Genomic DNA, 15,725 nt, shown 5'->3' with positions numbered 1-15,725 from the left:
GGCGGGGCGTCGTTCAGGACCGGCGGCCGACGCCGCCGTACAGCCACCGGGTCGGCTCGGGCGCCGGGTCGCCGGGGTCCGGCCGCCACTCGTCCACGGTGACCAGCCCCGGCTCCACGAGCGCGAAGCCGTCGAAGAACCGGGCGACCTCGTCGTGCCGGCGGAAGTAGATCGGGGTCGGGGTCTTGCGGTACGCGGCCTCGACCCCCTCGACTGCTTCGCGGGAGTGGCCGTCCCCGGTCACGTGGGTGGCGGCGAGGTAGCTGCCGGGGGCCAGTGACCCGCGCAGCGTCCCCATGACCCGGTCGCGTTCGTCGTCGCGGAGGAAATGCGTCATCGCGATCAGGAGTACGCCGACCGGCCGGGTGAAGTCGATCAGGTGGCGGACCTCGTCGTGGCCGATGACGTCGTCCGGGTCCCGCAGGTCCGCGGTGACGACGGTGGTGTCGCCGTCGGTGGCCAGCAGCGCGCGGCCGTGTGCCAGCACGATCGGATCGTTGTCCACGTACACGACCCGGGCGCCGGGTGCGGTGGCCTGGGCGACCTCGTGCGTGTTGCCCGCGGTGGGCAGCCCGGCGCCGATGTCGATGAACTGCCGGATCCCGGCGGAGGTCATGAAGGTGACGGCCCGCCGCAGGAACGCACGGTTCTCCCGGGCGAGTTGCCGTACCTCCGGCATCGCCGCCTCGACCGCGGCGACGGCCTCCCGGTCGACCGCGAAGTTGTCCTTGCCGCCCAGGTAGTAGTCGTACATCCGCGCCACGTGGGGGCGCGTCGTGTCGATCCCGATGTCGCTCATGGCGCTGGCTGTCACCCCTCGCCGACTGTCCACTGTGTCACGAGTGTACGGGGGCTTGCGGAGAAGATAGTAAGCGCGCATACTAACTTCATGACGACGATCGCCACCGCCGAGCTCACCTCGGACGTCCCGCCCCAGGCCTTCTTCGACCGCTGGGCCGACATGGCCACCTGGCCGGACTGGAACACCGACACCGAATGGGTACGCCTCGACGGCCCGTTCCGCACCGGCGCGACCGGCGCGCTCAAGCCCAGGGGCGGCCCGGTCACCCGGTTCGTGGTCACCTCGCTGGTCCCGGGCCGGGAGTTCACCGACGTCTCCCTGCTGCTGGGCGCGCGGCTGACCTTCCAGCACCTGGTCGCCGTGGACGCCGCGGGGGCCACCACGGTCTCGGTTCGGGTCACCCTCACCGGCCCGCTCTCCTTCTTCTGGAAGGCCGTCCTGGGCCGGGGCATCGCGAAGGGTCTCGGCGAGGACCTCGCCCGGCTCGAAGCGGCTGCGCGTACGGCCGGGGTGACGGCATGAACCACTGGCTCGGCGTGGTGTGCCGCGATCACGTCCGGCATGGCACCGAGCGGGGCATCGCCCAGCTCGGCCACGGTAAGCGCGACGGGCTCGCCCGGCTCGCGGCCGGCGACTGGCTCGTCTACTACTCGCCGCGGACCAGCCTGCGCGACGGTGAACCGCTGCAGGCGTTCACCGCGCTGGGCGTGGTCGCCGACGACGAGATCTGGCAGGCGCACGAGGGCGACTTCCACCCGTGGCGGCGCCGGGTCGGCTACCTCCCGGACGTCACCGAGACGCCGATCCGGTCGCTGGGCCTGGAACTCACCGCCCGGCCCGGCTGGGGCGCCCAGCTGCGCCGCGGCCTGGTCCCTCTCACCGTCGAGGACTTCGGCCGGATTCATGCGGCGATGACGGGACAGCGGGTGGGGCGGTGAGCCTGGCCACCCGCCACGAGAGCGCCGACGACAGCCCGGGCCTGCTGTTGTGGCAGGTCACGAACCGGTGGCAGGCCGCGCAGCGGGCGGCGCTGAAGCCGTACGACATCACGCACGTGCAGTTCGTGCTGCTGGCCACGCTCACGTACCTGCAGGCGTCCGGGGCGGTCACCCAGCGCGCCCTCGCCGACATGGCCGCCACCGATCCGATGATGACCTCGCAGGTGCTCCGTACGCTGGAGAGCCGCGGCCTGGTGCACCGCCCGCCGCACCCGACCGACCGGCGTGCCCGGGCGGTCGCCGTCACCGAGGCGGGGCGCGACCTCGCCAACGAGGCCGTGATCGCGGTGGAGGCCTGCGACACCGCCTTCTTCGCAGGCCTCGGCGGCGACCTGCCCGGGTTCACGAAGGCGTTGCGCGTACTGCGTCGTGGAGGGCAGTGACATGTCACGGGACGAGGACCGGCCGGCCCGCATCGAGGACGTCCATGAGCTGGCCCTGGCCATGCCGCATGTGACCGTCGACCACGCCGCCGGGGACAAACCGGTCTACCAGGTCGGCGGGAGGTCCTTCATCTTCTTCCGCAACCCCCGGCCGGACGCGGTCGACCCCGCGACCGGCGAACGCTATCCGGACGTCGTCGTGTTCTGGGTCGAGTCGGAGACGGACAAGCAGGCGCTCGTCCAGGACGAGGCGTCGCCGTTCTTCACGACCGAGCACTTCAACGGCCATCCGTCGGTGCTGCTGCGGGCGTGCCGGATCGGGGAGCTGACGCGTACGGAGCTCGCCGAGCTCGTCCAGGACGCGTGGCTGTCCCGGGCGTCGGCGCGCCGGGCGTCCGCCTGGCTGAGCGCGCACCCGCCGCAGTGAACCACCGGATCAGCTCCGCGGGGGAGCGGCCGCCGGCGAAGCACCACAGGGCGATGACCGGGTCGCAGACGGCGCAGCCGAACGACGAGTCGTGCACCGAGGGGATCAGCGGGGTTCCGCGCCGATGGTGCAGGACGTCCCAGGCCGTGTGCAGCAGCCAGCCCACCCCGATGAAGGTCCACGACCGCAGCCCGAGACAGGCCACCACGGTCATCAGCGCGGTGAAGGCGAGCTCGCCGAGGCCGAAGCCGCCGCCGCTGATGTACGCGGCCCCGGCGCCCCCGACGACGACCGCGTTGGCCTGACGGCGGCGCGGCTCCGGGATGAACGAGCAGGCCAGGGCCCAGGTCAGACCGATGATCACCGGCGTGAGGTAACGAAGCATGCCGGAAAACCTAGGAGCGCCCCGGCGCCGGGGACACCGGTCTGGCTGCCACGTTCCCACGGATTACCGCCACGCCGCTTCTCTAGTTGACGCTTTATAAAGCGTCCGCTTGACTAGCGGCATGACCACCACCGTCGACGAGCAGCGGCTCGATGCCGTGTTCACCGCGCTCAGCGACCGCACCAGGCGGGACATCGTCGCCCGGCTCAGCGCCGGCGAGGCGACCGTCACCGAGCTGGCCGACCGGTACGCGATGACCCTGCAGGCCGTGTCGCAGCACATCCGGGTGCTGGAACGCTCCGGCCTGGTCACCCGGGGCCGGCACCGGCAGACCCGGCCGTGCCGGCTCGAACCGGCCGCGCTGCAGGCCGCGGGCTCCTGGATCGAGGAGAGCCGGCGCACGTGGTCGGAGCGGATGGACCGGCTGGAGACGCATCTGGCCCGGCTCCAGGGTGGCGAGCAGTGAGCGACGACGAGCTCGTCTACCGGCGGGTCCTGCGTGCGCCCCGCGAGCTGGTGTGGAAATGCCTCACCGAGCCGGCCGAACTGGCCCACTTCTGGGGACCGCGCGGCATGGACACCCCGGTCGACGGCATCATCGTCGAGCTGCGCCCCGGCGGCCGCTTCGAGACCCTCATGGTCGGCGCGCACGGCAGCCACCGGATGGTCGCCACGTTCACCGAGGTCGTCGCGCCGGAACGGCTGTCCTGGGTGGAGCCCGCCAGCGGGATGCACACCACCAGCACCCTCGAGGACCTCGGCGACGCCAGCACCGCGGTCGTCATCCACCAGCGGCACGTGCCCGAGGCGATGCGTACGCCCGAGGCCCGCGCCGGCTTCCTCACCTCCCTCGACAAGCTCGAGGCATACCTGGGAGAAAAGCCGTGACCGAACTGCAGCCCTGGGTCGGGCCCACGTACGACAGGCTCGCCGACCTGCTCGCCGGCGCGCCCGCCGAGACGTGGGACGCCCCGACCCTGTGCGAGAAGTGGGCCGTACGCCACGTGGTCGCGCACGTCACGATGCCGGTCCGGCTGACACCGGAACGGTTCGGCGCGGAGATGGCGGCGGCACGCGGAGACTTCGGCGTCCTGTCCGACACCGTGGCCGCGCGGGACGCCGCCCTGCCCGCCGCCGACCTCCTCGACCAGCTCCGATCGCCGGTCCTGCACGCCTGGCAGCCCCCGGGCGGCGGCGAGGCCGGCGCCCTGAGCCACGCCGTGATCCACTCCCTGGACGTGACGATCGCACTCGGCCGGCCGCCCGTCGCGCCGCCGCAAGCGGTGGCCGCCATCCTCGACCGGATCGCCGCGGCGGACGGCGCGTGGTTCGGCATCGACCTGACCGGCGTCCGGCTCGAGGCCACCGACGCGGCCTGGAACCGGGGGAGCGGCAGGCTCGTCCGTGCGGACAGCGGGTCGCTGGTGGCGTTGCTGAGCGGCCGTACGCTTCCCGGCGGACAGAGCCTGCCCCGCAGCTGACGACCGGGGCGCGCGCCGTCAGCCGCGGCGCCGCCCCCGTCACCCCGCACGACCGGCTCTCGGTGCTTCGCCGGCCGCGCTACCAGACCCATTTCTGGAGTGCGCTTCCGTTGCAGCCGGCGAGTTGGACTGCCGCTTTGCCGGCCGTCGACGCCGCCGCGAGGCACATGGCCGTGTTGCCCAACGGACGGACCGTGCCGTCCGTGCCGAAGCGCCACGTCTGGGCGACCGTGCTGTTGCAGGTGTACGTCCAGATCTTCTGGCCCGTCACGAACTGGCGGGACGGCACGTCGACGCAGTTGCCGAGGACCCGCAGCGAGTTGTCGTCGGGCAGCCGGATCATCGACTGTGCCTTGGTGCCGTTGCAGGTGTACGCCTGCAGGTAGGTGCGGATGGCCGTGGCCGAGGCGGGGATGTCGATGCACCGGCCGGTGCTGTTCTTCAGCGGGCTCATCACCGGATTGGGGCCCTTGGCGACCTGCACCATCGTGGCGGTGGAGGGTACGCCGTCCGCGTCGACGAGGAACAGCATGTAGTAGCCGGGAGGCGCGACACCGCCGTTGGGCGGCCCGGTGACCGTCAGCGTCGTACCCGAGGCCGTGAACCTGAGCGGGATGTAGCGCTGGCCCTGGTCCACGCCGTGGGTGACGTCGCCGAGCCCGACCAGGGCGACCTTCCTGACGGTCGCGGCCTGGGGGGAGGAGACGGTGAACGTCGTGGTGATGCCGACGCCGGCCGGTGCGGTGGAGATGACCGGCCGCGGCGCGAGGTCGCCGCTGCCGTCCTTCTTGTAGAGGTACGGCGGGGTGAAGTACTCGACGTTCTTCTCGAGATAGCCGACGCGGGTGCAGATGCCGCAGACCCCGCCGCCGCCCGTCATCACGCGCCCGTCGGGCAGCAGCGCGGCCGTCGAATGGTATTGCCGTACGCGGCTGGCGCCGGCCAGAACCGTCCATTGGCCCGTCGCGGGATCCCAGCGTTCCGCGGCGGTCGCGGCATGGTCCAGGTCGACGAGTTCCGAGGTCGCGGTGCTGGTCATGCCGCCGGTCGCCAGTACCGAGCCGTCGGCGAGCAGGGTCGCATTGAGCTGCCGCCGGCGGGTCGAGAGCGACCCGGTCGCCGTGACGGAGGGGGCCGGTCCGGTACGGCTGTTCAGGACGACGGCGGTTCGGGTGGGCACCTTCGCGGCGCCGTCCTCGGTGATGTTCCCGCCTCCCACGACGATCGTCTTGCCGATGTCGTACGTGGAGAAGCTGCCGTAGTCGCGGTGAATGCTGTCGCGGGTGCTCGTGGCCGTGATGATGCCGTTCCCGGAGGTGGTCAGGGTGTATCCGGTGACGTAGGGACCGAACAGGCCGAGCTGCGCGTCCGGCCGTGAGCCCATGAAGGGATAGACCCGTGATCCGTACTGGGTGAAGTTGGTGAGCGCGCGAATCGCACCGTTGGTCTGGTACACCTCGGCAGTCGCCGGACCGCCGCCGACGATCACCTCCTCGCCGTTCGCGGTCTGCGCCACGGACGGATACCAGCGGGCGGCGGCCATGTCGTTGCCGCGGCTCCACGTCTGCGCCCGCCAGTCGAAGATGTGCGTCTGGACCGTTCCGGCCAGGCTCGAGTCGGCGTTTCCGCCGGCGACCAGGACGTTGCCGTTGGCCAGGTGCGCGAAGCCCGCACAGAAGATGTTCGACCCCTGCACGTCGACCCGCTTGTACGTGTCGTCGGCCGGATTCCAGACCATCGCGCGGGTGAAGCTGTGATCCCCGTAGGACTCGGCTGCGTTGTCGCCGACGGAGTCCCACATCAGCACCTTGCCGTTCGGCAGCACCGCCTGGAACACCGGGACGACCGGTGTGCCGACGACCGGGCTCCACGATCCGGACTGTCCGGGGTCCGCGACGACCGCCGCCCTGGTGCGCGCCGTCCCGGGGCGGTGCCCGGTCTCGCTCTGCACCCGCGCGGCTTGCCGGGCGGTCCGTTCCTCGATGACCCGCATCGGGGTGCCCGCCAGGTCCTCTTCCGCATGCTCGTGGCCGTGGTCGTGCTCCCGGGCGTGCGGGACGGCTGCCGCCCCTGCGGTGCCGGCGGCCGCGGTGGCAGGGCCGGCCGGTGCCGCGCCGAGCAGGAACAGCGCGAGCAGTGATCCGAATGCGATGAGGCCGCGCCGCGTACGCATGAATTGTGCCCTCCCCCGAAGTCGCGCAACAGGTTGCCGCCCCGGCGTGCATCGATGAATTCGCATTTTCTGCGTTCTGGAGGGACGCGCGCAGGGAAATCCGCGCCGCGTCATTGCTGGTCCGGCGTGGAATCGCCGTGAACGCCTTGTCTTATGTGGCCGGTGCGGTCACTTTAACGGCGCCTCAGGACGTTCTTCAATGCCTCGCATCGGCACGCTGTGGCTGTTCCCGTCACCGTCAGGGCGTGTGGATCTGACCGAACGGCGGGTACGCCATCGGCGCCGCAGTTATTTGCAGGAGAGCAAAGAGTGCATTGCGCCGGTGTGTCGCGATTTCCCGCCCGAGCCATATCGTGAATGCGCCGAAGGGTCATTTATCACGCAACTGCGGCGAACCCGCCGGCGGTGACCCCGCGGCCGCGGCCGGATCATGATTGGATGGCCCGGTGAGCATCGCGGTGACTGACGCAACCGAACGGGAACGTTTCGAGGCGCGCGACGAGAACGACGTCCTCGCCGGCGTGCTGACCTACCAGCTGACCGGCACGATCATCGCCTACACGCACACCCGCGTGGAGCCGGCGTACGAGGGGCGGGGCGTGGGCTCGGCCCTGGCCCGCGCGGCGATGGACGACGCCCGGACCAGGAGCCGCACGGTCGTGCCGATCTGCCCCTTCCTGAGCGGATGGCTCGACAAGCACCCGGAGTACGAGAAAATCGTGGTCCGCTCCACCCGCCGGATCAAATAACCGTCACGGTGCCGGTTCAGCGGGTGATGAGACTTGAGCGGACGATGCTGTGACGGGGCGCCCGCGGCGATCGCACGGCAGCGGGGAAGGCGACGGCGGTTCCCGGAGAGCGGCCGACGGGATGCGAACGCGGCCATCGGATGCTGGAAGCGTCGCCCAGGCGCACGACTCGCTCGCTGAGGTGGCCCGCACCGGTCGACCCGGTTCCGCCTCGGGCAACGTCGGGAGTGGCACCGTACATGCGCATGCCTCGGATGCTGACGAGGCGGGCATCCGGCAGATTATGAGGCGATACGAGGATCTCGGTGACGACCCCCCGAGGTTCGACATCGCCAGGAACGACGCTGCTCACAGTAATGATGGTGCGCACACGATCGAGCGGCACGGACCCGATATCGCTCTGCGGAGGAGTCCGGGGGACAAGACCGTCGAAGGGCGCATTTACGGTGACGCCCCGTGGGGCAAACCCGCGACCGCGTCCTACAAATGGACCGATCCTTCGACCATGAACCGTGAGATCAACCGGTATGTCGTGGAGAACTGGGCGACGATTCGAAGCGATCTCGCCGTGGACGAATTCCACGAAGGCACCTTCAATGCCGACCACCGCGTCGGGCTGGGTTACTACAACAAGGGCATGTACGGTGCTGGCCCTCGCGAGGCGGAATACGGAGAAACCAGCTTGGTCAGGGTCCGTATCAAGGTTGTACCGGACTCCGACCCGGCGGAGCCCTTCGTCGTGAGCGCGTTTCCCGCAGGGTTAGGGTGAGCTGATGGACACGTCCGGTCTGCCCGAACCGATGCGCGCTCGTATCGCCGAGCGCATGGCGCTGCCGGCGATCGAGAAAGTGCGCGCCCTGCTGCACGGCTACGTCGCCGACGCCGAGGATTTCCATGAGGTCCGGCGAGATCTCGCGAGTACTGCTCGGACGAACACCGTGTTTCTGCGCCAGTATCTGGATGCTCTTGAGGCTGTCCTGGCCGAGCCGCAACCGGCCGGCACCCTGCTGCGGCTCGTCGAGGTCGACGCCAACTGGGGCATCGATCACGATCAGACGGATGCGGGCGCTGCCGTGTTCCTTCGGGAGATCGCGCGACTACTGCAAGACGTGCTCGACGCGGTGGAGTGAGGCGGAGGATCTGTCACGCGCGTGGGGCCGGCGGGAACCGTACGGCGGAAGTGAGCCGTCCCAATGCCCATGACGATCCGATGGCAGCTGCTCTTCACCGTGGCGACGACGATGGCGATCGCGGGATGCGGTTCCGGCTCCGCGGCGGAGGGAACCGCGGTGCTGGACGGGCGGACGTTCGTGACCATGGGGGACGAGCAGGAGCAGGATCTGCCGCTGGTCGCCGGCACCCGGGTGCGGCTCACGTTCCGCAACGGTGAGGTGGCGGCCGAGGCGGGATGCAACCACCTTGCCGGGTCGGTCGCCGCCGACGGGGACCGGCTGGTCGTCTCCGAGGTCGGCGGCACGGCGATGGGATGCTCGCCCGGCCTGGCCGATCAGGACACCCGGGTGGCCCGCTTCCTGCAGGGCCGGCCGCGGTGGGCGCTGAACGGCGACAGCCTGCTGCTCAGCACGGACACCGCACGGCTGCGCCTCACCGACGTCCGCTCGGCCGAGCCGGACCGGCCGCTGACCGGCGTGCGCTGGGCGCTGGACACGCTGATGGAGAACGGTACGGCGGGTTCGGTGCCGGCCGGCGCGCAGGCGTACCTGGTGATCGACGCGGGACGGGTGACCGGGTCGACCGGCTGTACCGGGTTCGAGGGGCCCGCGTCCATCGCCGCCGGCTCCGTCACCTTTCCGGGCCTGAGCACCCGGAAGATTCACTGCTCGAAAACGCTCGAAGGCTGGGACAGCGGCGTTCTCGCATTGTTGCGCGGCCGATTGTCCGTACACACAACCGGGAATCGTCTGACCCTGACCGCCGCGGACGGGCGCGGAATGCAGTTCGCAGCGCTGCCCCGGTGAGAGCCGGGGCAGCGCTGGGAATTGGGGATGTCACCAGAGGATGCCGGGCTGCGGGATCTCCGAGTTCACGGCGAAGAAGTTGTGCCACTTCCAGCCGGTGCCGGAGAAGGCGCTACCGGTCGAGCGGGCCACGTACACGTCGGCTGCGGAGCCGCGGGTGAAGGTGGCGATGTCGGTACGGCCGTCGCCGGTGAAGTCGCCGGTGCCCGGGATCTCGGTGCCCGCCGCGAAGTAGTCGTGCCACTTCCAGCCCGTACCGGAGAACGAGGAACCGGTGGAGAGCGCGACGAAGACGTCGGCGGCCGAGCCGCGGGTGAACGTCACGATGTCGTCGCGGCCGTCACCGTTGAAATCGCCGACCGACGGCAGTTCCGTGCCCACGGCGAAGAGGTCGTGCCATTTCCAGCCGGTTCCGGAGAAGGATGATCCGGTGGAGAGGGCGACGTAGACGTCGGCGGAGCTGCCGCGGGTGAAGGTGGCGATGTCGTCGCGGCCGTCGCCGTTGAAGTCGCCCACCGCCGGGATCTCCGTGCCGGCGGCGAAGTAGTCGTGCCATTTGACGCCGGTGCCGACGAAGGAATGGCCGGTGGACAGGGCGACGTACACGTCGGCGGAGCTGCCGCGGGTGAAGGTGGCGATGTCGTCGCGGCCGTCGCCGTTGAAGTCGCCCACCGCCGGGATCTCCGTGCCGGCGGCGAAGTAGTCGTGCCATTTGACGCCGGTGCCGACGAAGGAATGGCCGGTGGACAGGGCGACGTACACGTCCGCGGCCGAGCCCCGGGTGAACGTCGCGATGTCGTCGCGGCCGTCGCCGTTGAAGTCGCCGACGAGTGGTGTCTCCGTACCCGCCGCGAAATAGTCGTGCCATTTGACGCCGGTGCCGGAGAATGAGGATCCGGTCGACAATGCCACGTACACGTCGGCGGAGCTGCCGCGCGTGAACGTGACGATGTCGTCGCGGCCGTCGCCGTTGAAATCACCGGCGACGCCACTGAACCCACCGCCGGCCGGTGGTGTCGCGGCCGCCGGTGTTCCCGGGATCTGCACGATCATCGAGACGGCGGCTGCGGCGGCGAGTGCGATGAGACGGTTGGTGCGGAACATGTTTTCCCCCGTGTGCCGAACTGGATTGGGCGAGCGCTCTCAAACTAGCGCCGACCTGGGGTTGTGCCGCGATTCAGTCCGGTTGCCGTCCCCTTGCCGCAAAGGCCGCACAAACGGCGGGCGGCCGGTATGCTTCGCGCCGTCCGGTCTGACGATTCAGCGAATGAGCAGACCGCGCAACGGCACCGAATAGACCTGCAACTGACGAATTCCGTGATTCCGCAGAATGGCATTGGCGGCGAGCGCGGCGGAGCCGGCCGAGCGTTCCATGAGCGCCGCCGGAAACGGCATGCGGACCCAGTCGCCCGCCAGGTACAGCCCGTCGGCTTCGGTGGTCACCCCCGGCCGGGTGGCGTCGCTGCCCACGTGGAAGGCCGGTGCGTCGTCGCCCCGCCGGCTGTCACTGTCCACGATGCTCATCCGCGCGGTCTCCGGCCACAGTGCGCCCAGCTGCTGCCACATCCGGTGCGCCGAGGTGGCCGCGTCGGCGTCCTGCGTTCCCGCGTACTCGTGCAGCTCGATGACCGCGCCGTGGGTGCGGTGAGCCCACCGTGCGGCCTCCGCCTCGGCGCGGTGGAACAGGCTGACGGAGTCGAGCGTCGGCTCCCCGGACACGCTCGTGAACACGGCGCGGCCGGGTGCGGCGTCGCGGTCCGTCCACACGCGGCTGACGACGTACGGTGCTGTGGTCCGTACCGTCGTCATCTGGGCGGCCAACCGCGGAGCGTGCCGGACCAGTCCCGGCGAGGCGGCGACGATCTCCCGCGCGGAGCGCGGATCGGCCGCGAGCACGACGTGCTCGGCCTTCACCTGCTGCCCGCCGGCGAGCGTGACGGTCCAGCCGGGCTCGATCCGATCGACGGTCGCACCGGTACGGATGTCCGCGCCCAATTTCTCCAGCCGCGCGGCGAGCGGCCGCCAGATGGCGGTCTCGTAGTCGTCCCCGGGCGCGTCGAAGCCCAGCCCCTCGGCGTTGCGCAGGAAGTAGAAGTGGAACTGCATGATCATCTCGGCTGCGGACATCTCGGCCGCGTGGTTGAAGAACGAGTGCGCGAAGACGTCGAACAGCATGGCCCGGGCCCGGTCCGGCATGCCGAGCCGGTCCAGGAACGTCGCGGCGGACATCGAGTCGAAGCTGCGGTACGTCTCCGTCCGCGAGTAGCGGAGCAGCGCCAGCGAGGTCGGGCCGTCGACATCGCGCATCTCACGCGTCCGAAGGCTCGGGGAGCGCGCCATGAGCGCCAGCAGGCTCCACGGCGGCGTGCCCGGCAGACCTCCGAAATCCTCCTGCGGCCAGTCGCGCGAGATCACCGGATAGCCGCGTACGGGCCGCAGGAACGACAGCGACGGATCCACGCGCCGCAGCACGTTGCGCCAGTTGTAGTACTGCCGGAAGAACGCGTGGAACCCGTGCCCGACCATCTGCCGCGAACCGTCCGCGAGCGTCTTGGGCCACGCCGCCAACCGGCCGCCCAGCCGCTCGCCGCGCTCCAGCAACGTCACCCGTACGCCCCGCTCGGCGAGCAGCAGGGCCGCCGAGACGCCGGCGATCCCGCCACCCACCACGACGGTGTGCACGCCGTCCTGCACGGCCGGCGGCAGGGATCGATCGACGGCGATGAGCCTGCGGGCGTGACGGCTGGTGAAGCGGGCCCTGCGGGTCGCTGTCATGCCTCCGGTGGTGCCCGGCGGGACGGTCGGCTAACCACGTCCCGGAGAAACGCGCGGACCAGGGGGCCGGCGTCGGCGGTGCGCCACGCGACGACCAGCCGGCTCGGTGCCATGTCCGTGAGCGGCACCACGGTGACACCCTCGGGCAGCGCATGGTTGAGCGCCGTCAACCCGATCGTGCCGTTCCACATGGCCGCTTGCAGGCACTCCTGCACCGTGCGCACGATCGGGGCGTCATGCTGCGGCGGCACCGGATTCCAGTAGGCGCGCCAGAGCGGGTCGGCGCCGTCGGGAAGGCGGAACCACTGCCGGTCGGCGAGGTCGCTCAGGCACAGGTGGTCACGGCGGGCGAGCGGATCATCCGTACGCAGCACGACGCCGACCGGATCCGACCGCAGCACCCGCAGACTGAGGCCGGTCTCGTCGAACGGCGCACGGGTCAGCGCCACGTCGACGAGGCCGGCGCGCAGCCCCGCCGTCGGATCGGCGAAGTCACCCTCGCGGACCCGGACCGTCACGTCCGGGTGCCGCTCCCGGAAGGCCGCCGCCGGCGTGACCCCGGCCCGCTCGGCGCTGTCGGCCAGCACCCCGACGGTCAGGGTGGCGGCTCCGGCCGCGGCCGATATGCGGGTACGCAGCTCGCCGGCGCGCTCCAGCATCGCGCGGGCCTCGTCGTACAGCACGGAACCGGCGGGGGTCAGCGAGACTCCGGCGGGGGAGCGGTGCAGCAGCACCGCGCCGAGGTCCGCCTCCAGCTGCCGGATGGCACGGCTCAGCGGCGGCTGCGTCATGTGCAGGCGGGCGGCGGCGCGCCCGAAATGGAGCTCCTCGGCGACCGCGACGAAATAGCGCAGCGAACGAAGCTCCATGGCCTGCGACGATACTCGTACGGTATGGGCTGTGCGGAGCCGGACTTGGACGCCCCCGGTGCCGCGGAGATGGACTGGGGACATGCCCGACCACGAGCTGCCCGAACCCGTCGTCCACCCGGCCCACGCGCGTGACGTCGCCCGCGACGTCGTCGTCATCGAGAACCGCAACGTGCCCCTCGTCCCCAACATCGGCGTCATCGGCGGCACCCACTCGGTGCTGGTCGTCGACACCGGCATGGGCCCGCGCAACGCCGAGAAGGTCCTCGCCTTCGCCGCCGAGCATGCCCGCGGCCGCCGCATCCACCTCACCACGACGCACTTCCACCCCGAACACGCCTTCGGGGCCCGTACCTTCGCCGGCGAGGCCACGTACCTGGTCAACCGCGCCCAGGCCGACGACCTGACCACCAAGGGCCCCGGCTACCTGCAGATGTTCCGCGGCCTCGCCGAGACCACCGCCCGCTACCTCGAAGACGTCGAGCTGCCCGCCCCGGACGTCACCTACGCCGACGCGTACGACCTCGACCTCGGCGGCCGCGTGGTCCATCTGCGTGCGACCGGCCCGGCGCACAGCCGGGGCGACCAGGTCATCACGGTCCCCGACGCGGGCGTCATGTTCACCGGCGACCTCGTCGAGGCCGGCCAGTTCGCCATCTTCCCCTGGTTCCCGCCGCACGACACCGACGTCTCCGGCGTGCGCTGGATCGAGGTCATGCGGCGGCTCAGCGAGGCGGGTCCGCGCACGGTCGTACCCGGGCACGGCGACATCGGCGGCCCTGCGCTGCTGGCCGAGGTGCGCGCCTACCTCGAGGAACTACGCGACGAGACGTGGAAGCGGCGCGACTCCGCACTCGACGAGGAGACCATCGCGGCGGAGGTGGAGGCGGTGCTGATCGACCGGCACCCGGACTGGTCCGGCCGCGACTGGATCGCCAAGGGAGTCGGCTGCTTCTGCGCGGCCTGAACAGATTCAGGCCCCCGTACGTGTCGAAGGCAGCGGCTGTGGATATCGGCGCACATCCGTACGGGTCGATCGATATGCTGTGGCGTCGCGGCGGACGGGGAGGTACGGCATGCCGGACGGGGTGCAGATCCAGACCGATCAGGTCAACGAGTTCGCACAGGGATTGCGTGCGGACGCGGACAAGGGCTTCGCATCGGCAGCAGACCGCGGCGCCGACCTCCACGCCCACGGCGTCGTCTTCGGGGCGAAGATCGACAGCGGCACGGTGCTGGCCGCCAAGGAGCGGTACGCCCGGGCGCTGGAGAACACCGACGCGAACCTGCGGGCGTACAAGCTCGCGGCCGGCATCCTCGCCGACGTGGCCGAACAGATCGCCCGCGACTTCGCCCGCGTCGACATGAGCTCCGAGGCGGCCCAGCAGCACGTCCAGAAACTGCTCAGCGGCGCCATCGCGGACGCCGACCGGGCCATCGCCGAAGGAGCGGTGTGATGGCCGACGGATACTGGGACCGGCAGAACCTCCCCGCGATCTGGGACAAGCTCCGGCACGAGAACGCCTGCACCGGGGCCGACCGGGTCCTCGGCTGGGACTCGCTCACCCAGGAGGTACGCGACCAGCACAGCCGCCTGCTCAAGGCGAAGGAGAACCTGGCGGCGGTCTGGCCCCCGGCCAGCAACACGTCCGCCCAGGTCTTCCTGCGCCACATGGACGGCCTCGCCACCTCGATGCAGCAGACCCTCACCCGAGCCGAAGACACCCGCGCGGGCCTGCGCGGCATCATCGAGGCACTGGGCGCGGCCCAGGCCAAGATCCAGCCCCTGGTCGAGGTCCGCGACAACGCGGCCAACGACATCATCCCCCGCTGGGCGGACCACGCGGAGGACGAGTACGACGAAAAGGCCCGCCAGGCGATGCGCGAGGCCGAAGCAGCGATCGCCGATCACAGCACCCAGATCCAACCGCCCAGCCTGTTCACACTCAAGGCGAACGATCAGGAGTCCTCGGAGGTCCCGATCGATGACGGGTCGACGACCTACGCCGGCGGCAATGGGGCGGCGAGTGGGCATGGAGCCGGCTCGAGCAGCGGATCCGGCGTGGGCCACCTACAAGCGACCCCTCGTCCGATCGAGGTCCCGCACACCTTGCCGCCGGACTCCGGCTCTGGCGCCGTGCCGCCGGACATCGGATCCGACCCGTCCCCGGGAGGTGGTCCGGACCTGGCGGGTGTCATTCCTCTGACCCCTGCGCCTGGGACGCCACCAGGTGCCGGCGTTGCCGGGCCGCTGCCAGGCGGGACGACGCTCCCGGGCGGCGGCCTGCCGGGCGCAGCGGTGGGAGGGGGAGGCTTGATCGGTCTCGCGCCAGGGATGCGCGCCGGTGCGGGGAGTGTCGGCGGAACTCCGGCGCCCCTAGGTGGACGGGCTGCGCCCGCGGCGCGCCAGCCCGTGTCCGTGCGCACGGCAATGCCGTCCGGCACGGTGATCGGCGGGAACGGGGCGCCGGGCCGCACGGGCGGTGGTGCGGGCCGGCCGGGCCGCACCGGTGGGCAGCCCGTCGTTCAGCCCGCCGCCAATCGCGGCCGTAAGGAACCCGCCGGCAGCGAAACCATCGGAGGTTCGCCGGACCAGCCGTGGGAGGTGTTGCACGGCGTCGCCCCTGTCATCGAGCCGGACACTCGGCCCGCCGATCACAATCCTGGTCCGGGCGTCATCGGACTCACTCGGTGACGTCTCGGG

At 70.9% G+C, this 15,725-nt stretch carries 19 protein-coding genes and 1 pseudogene; 14 read left to right on the top strand and 6 right to left on the bottom strand.

Annotation, left to right across the window (positions count from 1 at the left end):
- Window positions 1–13: 13 nt before the first annotated feature.
- The gene (locus tag COUCH_RS31250) at window positions 14–799 is read right to left on the bottom strand and encodes an SAM-dependent methyltransferase (RefSeq protein WP_249608789.1); all 786 of its coding nucleotides are present in this window, start codon (window positions 797–799) and stop codon (window positions 14–16) included.
- Window positions 800–889: 90 nt separating this feature from the next.
- Between COUCH_RS31250 and COUCH_RS31245 the strand changes: the two genes are divergently transcribed.
- The 4 genes from COUCH_RS31245 to COUCH_RS31230 are packed head-to-tail and all read left to right on the top strand — an operon-like array spanning window position 890 to window position 2,610.
- Entirely contained in the window at window positions 890–1,324 is a 435-nt protein-coding gene (locus tag COUCH_RS31245; protein WP_249608788.1) for an SRPBCC family protein, read from the top strand.
- Window positions 1,321–1,740: an EVE domain-containing protein gene (locus COUCH_RS31240; protein ID WP_249608787.1), complete on the top strand. Its 420-nt coding sequence runs from the start codon at window positions 1,321–1,323 to the stop codon at window positions 1,738–1,740. Before COUCH_RS31245 ends, COUCH_RS31240 begins: the two co-directional genes overlap by 4 nt.
- Window positions 1,737–2,183 carry a MarR family winged helix-turn-helix transcriptional regulator gene (locus COUCH_RS31235; RefSeq protein ID WP_249608786.1) on the top strand — a complete coding sequence of 149 codons (447 nt, stop codon included), beginning with the start codon at window positions 1,737–1,739 and terminating at the stop codon, window positions 2,181–2,183. The genes COUCH_RS31240 and COUCH_RS31235 overlap by 4 nt, the downstream gene beginning before the upstream one ends.
- 1 nt (window position 2,184) lies before the next feature.
- A complete protein-coding gene (locus tag COUCH_RS31230; protein WP_249608785.1) occupies window positions 2,185–2,610 on the top strand; it encodes an MmcQ/YjbR family DNA-binding protein in 426 nt (141 codons plus the stop codon).
- 82 nt (window positions 2,611–2,692) lie between these two features.
- On the opposite strand, the pseudogene COUCH_RS31225 reads toward COUCH_RS31230, so the two are convergent.
- Window positions 2,693–2,995, bottom strand: a pseudogene (locus COUCH_RS31225) (DUF6010 family protein); the annotation flags it as partial.
- Between the two features lie 121 nt (window positions 2,996–3,116).
- Here COUCH_RS31225 and COUCH_RS31220 point away from each other — a divergent pair.
- From COUCH_RS31220 to COUCH_RS31210, 3 genes are read left to right on the top strand one after another with little or no spacing between them, the layout of a single operon-like run.
- A complete protein-coding gene (locus COUCH_RS31220; protein ID WP_249608784.1) occupies window positions 3,117–3,461 on the top strand; it encodes an ArsR/SmtB family transcription factor in 345 nt (114 codons plus the stop codon).
- The gene (locus COUCH_RS31215) at window positions 3,458–3,883 is read left to right on the top strand and encodes an SRPBCC family protein (RefSeq protein ID WP_249608783.1); all 426 of its coding nucleotides are present in this window, start codon (window positions 3,458–3,460) and stop codon (window positions 3,881–3,883) included. The genes COUCH_RS31220 and COUCH_RS31215 overlap by 4 nt, the downstream gene beginning before the upstream one ends.
- On the top strand, window positions 3,880–4,476 hold the full coding sequence (locus tag COUCH_RS31210) for a maleylpyruvate isomerase family mycothiol-dependent enzyme (protein WP_249608782.1): 597 nt from the start codon (window positions 3,880–3,882) through the stop codon (window positions 4,474–4,476). The genes COUCH_RS31215 and COUCH_RS31210 overlap by 4 nt, the downstream gene beginning before the upstream one ends.
- A 79-nt stretch (window positions 4,477–4,555) precedes the next feature.
- On the opposite strand, the gene COUCH_RS31205 is transcribed toward COUCH_RS31210, so the two are convergent.
- Window positions 4,556–6,649: a galactose oxidase-like domain-containing protein gene (locus COUCH_RS31205; protein WP_249608781.1), complete on the bottom strand. Its 2,094-nt coding sequence runs from the start codon at window positions 6,647–6,649 to the stop codon at window positions 4,556–4,558.
- Window positions 6,650–7,107: 458 nt separating this feature from the next.
- On the opposite strand from COUCH_RS31205, the gene COUCH_RS31200 reads away from it, so the two are divergent.
- The 4 genes from COUCH_RS31200 to COUCH_RS31185 all read left to right on the top strand — a co-directional run bounded on the left by COUCH_RS31200 (window position 7,108) and on the right by COUCH_RS31185 (window position 9,377).
- Window positions 7,108–7,398 (top strand): GNAT family N-acetyltransferase, encoded by a 291-nt coding sequence (locus tag COUCH_RS31200; protein WP_249608780.1) that lies wholly within the window; start codon window positions 7,108–7,110, stop codon window positions 7,396–7,398.
- Window positions 7,399–7,903: 505 nt separating this feature from the next.
- Entirely contained in the window at window positions 7,904–8,167 is a 264-nt protein-coding gene (locus tag COUCH_RS31195) for a hypothetical protein (protein ID WP_249608779.1), read from the top strand.
- A 4-nt stretch (window positions 8,168–8,171) separates the two neighbouring features.
- Window positions 8,172–8,528: a hypothetical protein gene (locus COUCH_RS31190; protein ID WP_249608778.1), complete on the top strand. Its 357-nt coding sequence runs from the start codon at window positions 8,172–8,174 to the stop codon at window positions 8,526–8,528.
- Between the two features lie 63 nt (window positions 8,529–8,591).
- On the top strand, window positions 8,592–9,377 hold the full coding sequence (locus tag COUCH_RS31185; RefSeq protein WP_249608777.1) for an META domain-containing protein: 786 nt from the start codon (window positions 8,592–8,594) through the stop codon (window positions 9,375–9,377).
- A 30-nt stretch (window positions 9,378–9,407) separates the two neighbouring features.
- On the opposite strand, the gene COUCH_RS31180 is transcribed toward COUCH_RS31185, so the two are convergent.
- The 3 genes from COUCH_RS31180 to COUCH_RS31170 form a co-directional block, all read right to left on the bottom strand.
- On the bottom strand, window positions 9,408–10,481 hold the full coding sequence (locus COUCH_RS31180; protein WP_249608776.1) for an FG-GAP repeat domain-containing protein: 1,074 nt from the start codon (window positions 10,479–10,481) through the stop codon (window positions 9,408–9,410).
- Between the two features lie 156 nt (window positions 10,482–10,637).
- Complete coding sequence (locus tag COUCH_RS31175) at window positions 10,638–12,152, bottom strand: FAD-dependent oxidoreductase (protein ID WP_249608775.1); 1,515 nt, start codon at window positions 12,150–12,152, stop codon at window positions 10,638–10,640.
- The gene (locus tag COUCH_RS31170; RefSeq protein WP_249608774.1) at window positions 12,149–13,021 is read right to left on the bottom strand and encodes a LysR substrate-binding domain-containing protein; all 873 of its coding nucleotides are present in this window, start codon (window positions 13,019–13,021) and stop codon (window positions 12,149–12,151) included. Before COUCH_RS31170 ends, COUCH_RS31175 begins: the two co-directional genes overlap by 4 nt.
- 82 nt (window positions 13,022–13,103) lie before the next feature.
- Here COUCH_RS31170 and COUCH_RS31165 point away from each other — a divergent pair, with 82 nt between their 5' ends.
- The 3 genes from COUCH_RS31165 to COUCH_RS31155 all read left to right on the top strand — a co-directional run bounded on the left by COUCH_RS31165 (window position 13,104) and on the right by COUCH_RS31155 (window position 15,716).
- The gene (locus COUCH_RS31165) at window positions 13,104–13,988 is read left to right on the top strand and encodes an MBL fold metallo-hydrolase (RefSeq protein WP_249608773.1); all 885 of its coding nucleotides are present in this window, start codon (window positions 13,104–13,106) and stop codon (window positions 13,986–13,988) included.
- A 109-nt stretch (window positions 13,989–14,097) separates the two neighbouring features.
- A complete protein-coding gene (locus tag COUCH_RS31160) occupies window positions 14,098–14,478 on the top strand; it encodes a hypothetical protein (RefSeq protein WP_249608772.1) in 381 nt (126 codons plus the stop codon).
- Window positions 14,478–15,716, top strand: a complete 1,239-nt coding sequence (locus COUCH_RS31155; protein ID WP_249608771.1) for a hypothetical protein — start codon at window positions 14,478–14,480, stop codon at window positions 15,714–15,716. The genes COUCH_RS31160 and COUCH_RS31155 overlap by 1 nt, the downstream gene beginning before the upstream one ends.
- Window positions 15,717–15,725: the final 9 nt, after the last annotated feature.

It is taken from the genome of Couchioplanes caeruleus, from assembly GCF_023499255.1.
Classification (GTDB): domain Bacteria; phylum Actinomycetota; class Actinomycetes; order Mycobacteriales; family Micromonosporaceae; genus Actinoplanes; species Actinoplanes caeruleus_A.
This window is presented reverse-complemented; position numbering and strand designations above follow the sequence as displayed.

Bases quoted from the DNA above. Each gene is read 5' to 3' on its own strand.
- COUCH_RS31250 (WP_249608789.1), bottom strand. From the start codon at position 799: ATGAGCGACATCGGGATCGACACGACGCGCCCCCACGTGGCGCGGATG.
- COUCH_RS31230 (WP_249608785.1), top strand. From the start codon at position 2,185: ATGTCACGGGACGAGGACCGGCCGGCCCGCATCGAGGACGTCCATGAG.
- COUCH_RS31245 (WP_249608788.1), top strand. From the start codon at position 890: ATGACGACGATCGCCACCGCCGAGCTCACCTCGGACGTCCCGCCCCAG.
- COUCH_RS31160 (WP_249608772.1), top strand. From the start codon at position 14,098: ATGCCGGACGGGGTGCAGATCCAGACCGATCAGGTCAACGAGTTCGCA.
- COUCH_RS31165 (WP_249608773.1), top strand. From the start codon at position 13,104: ATGCCCGACCACGAGCTGCCCGAACCCGTCGTCCACCCGGCCCACGCG.
- COUCH_RS31190 (WP_249608778.1), top strand. From the start codon at position 8,172: ATGGACACGTCCGGTCTGCCCGAACCGATGCGCGCTCGTATCGCCGAG.
- COUCH_RS31155 (WP_249608771.1), top strand. From the start codon at position 14,478: ATGGCCGACGGATACTGGGACCGGCAGAACCTCCCCGCGATCTGGGAC.
- COUCH_RS31185 (WP_249608777.1), top strand. From the start codon at position 8,592: ATGCCCATGACGATCCGATGGCAGCTGCTCTTCACCGTGGCGACGACG.
- COUCH_RS31220 (WP_249608784.1), top strand. From the start codon at position 3,117: ATGACCACCACCGTCGACGAGCAGCGGCTCGATGCCGTGTTCACCGCG.
- COUCH_RS31175 (WP_249608775.1), bottom strand. From the start codon at position 12,152: ATGACAGCGACCCGCAGGGCCCGCTTCACCAGCCGTCACGCCCGCAGG.
- COUCH_RS31205 (WP_249608781.1), bottom strand. From the start codon at position 6,649: ATGCGTACGCGGCGCGGCCTCATCGCATTCGGATCACTGCTCGCGCTG.
- COUCH_RS31195 (WP_249608779.1), top strand. From the start codon at position 7,904: ATGAACCGTGAGATCAACCGGTATGTCGTGGAGAACTGGGCGACGATT.
- COUCH_RS31170 (WP_249608774.1), bottom strand. From the start codon at position 13,021: ATGGAGCTTCGTTCGCTGCGCTATTTCGTCGCGGTCGCCGAGGAGCTC.
- COUCH_RS31240 (WP_249608787.1), top strand. From the start codon at position 1,321: ATGAACCACTGGCTCGGCGTGGTGTGCCGCGATCACGTCCGGCATGGC.
- COUCH_RS31180 (WP_249608776.1), bottom strand. From the start codon at position 10,481: ATGTTCCGCACCAACCGTCTCATCGCACTCGCCGCCGCAGCCGCCGTC.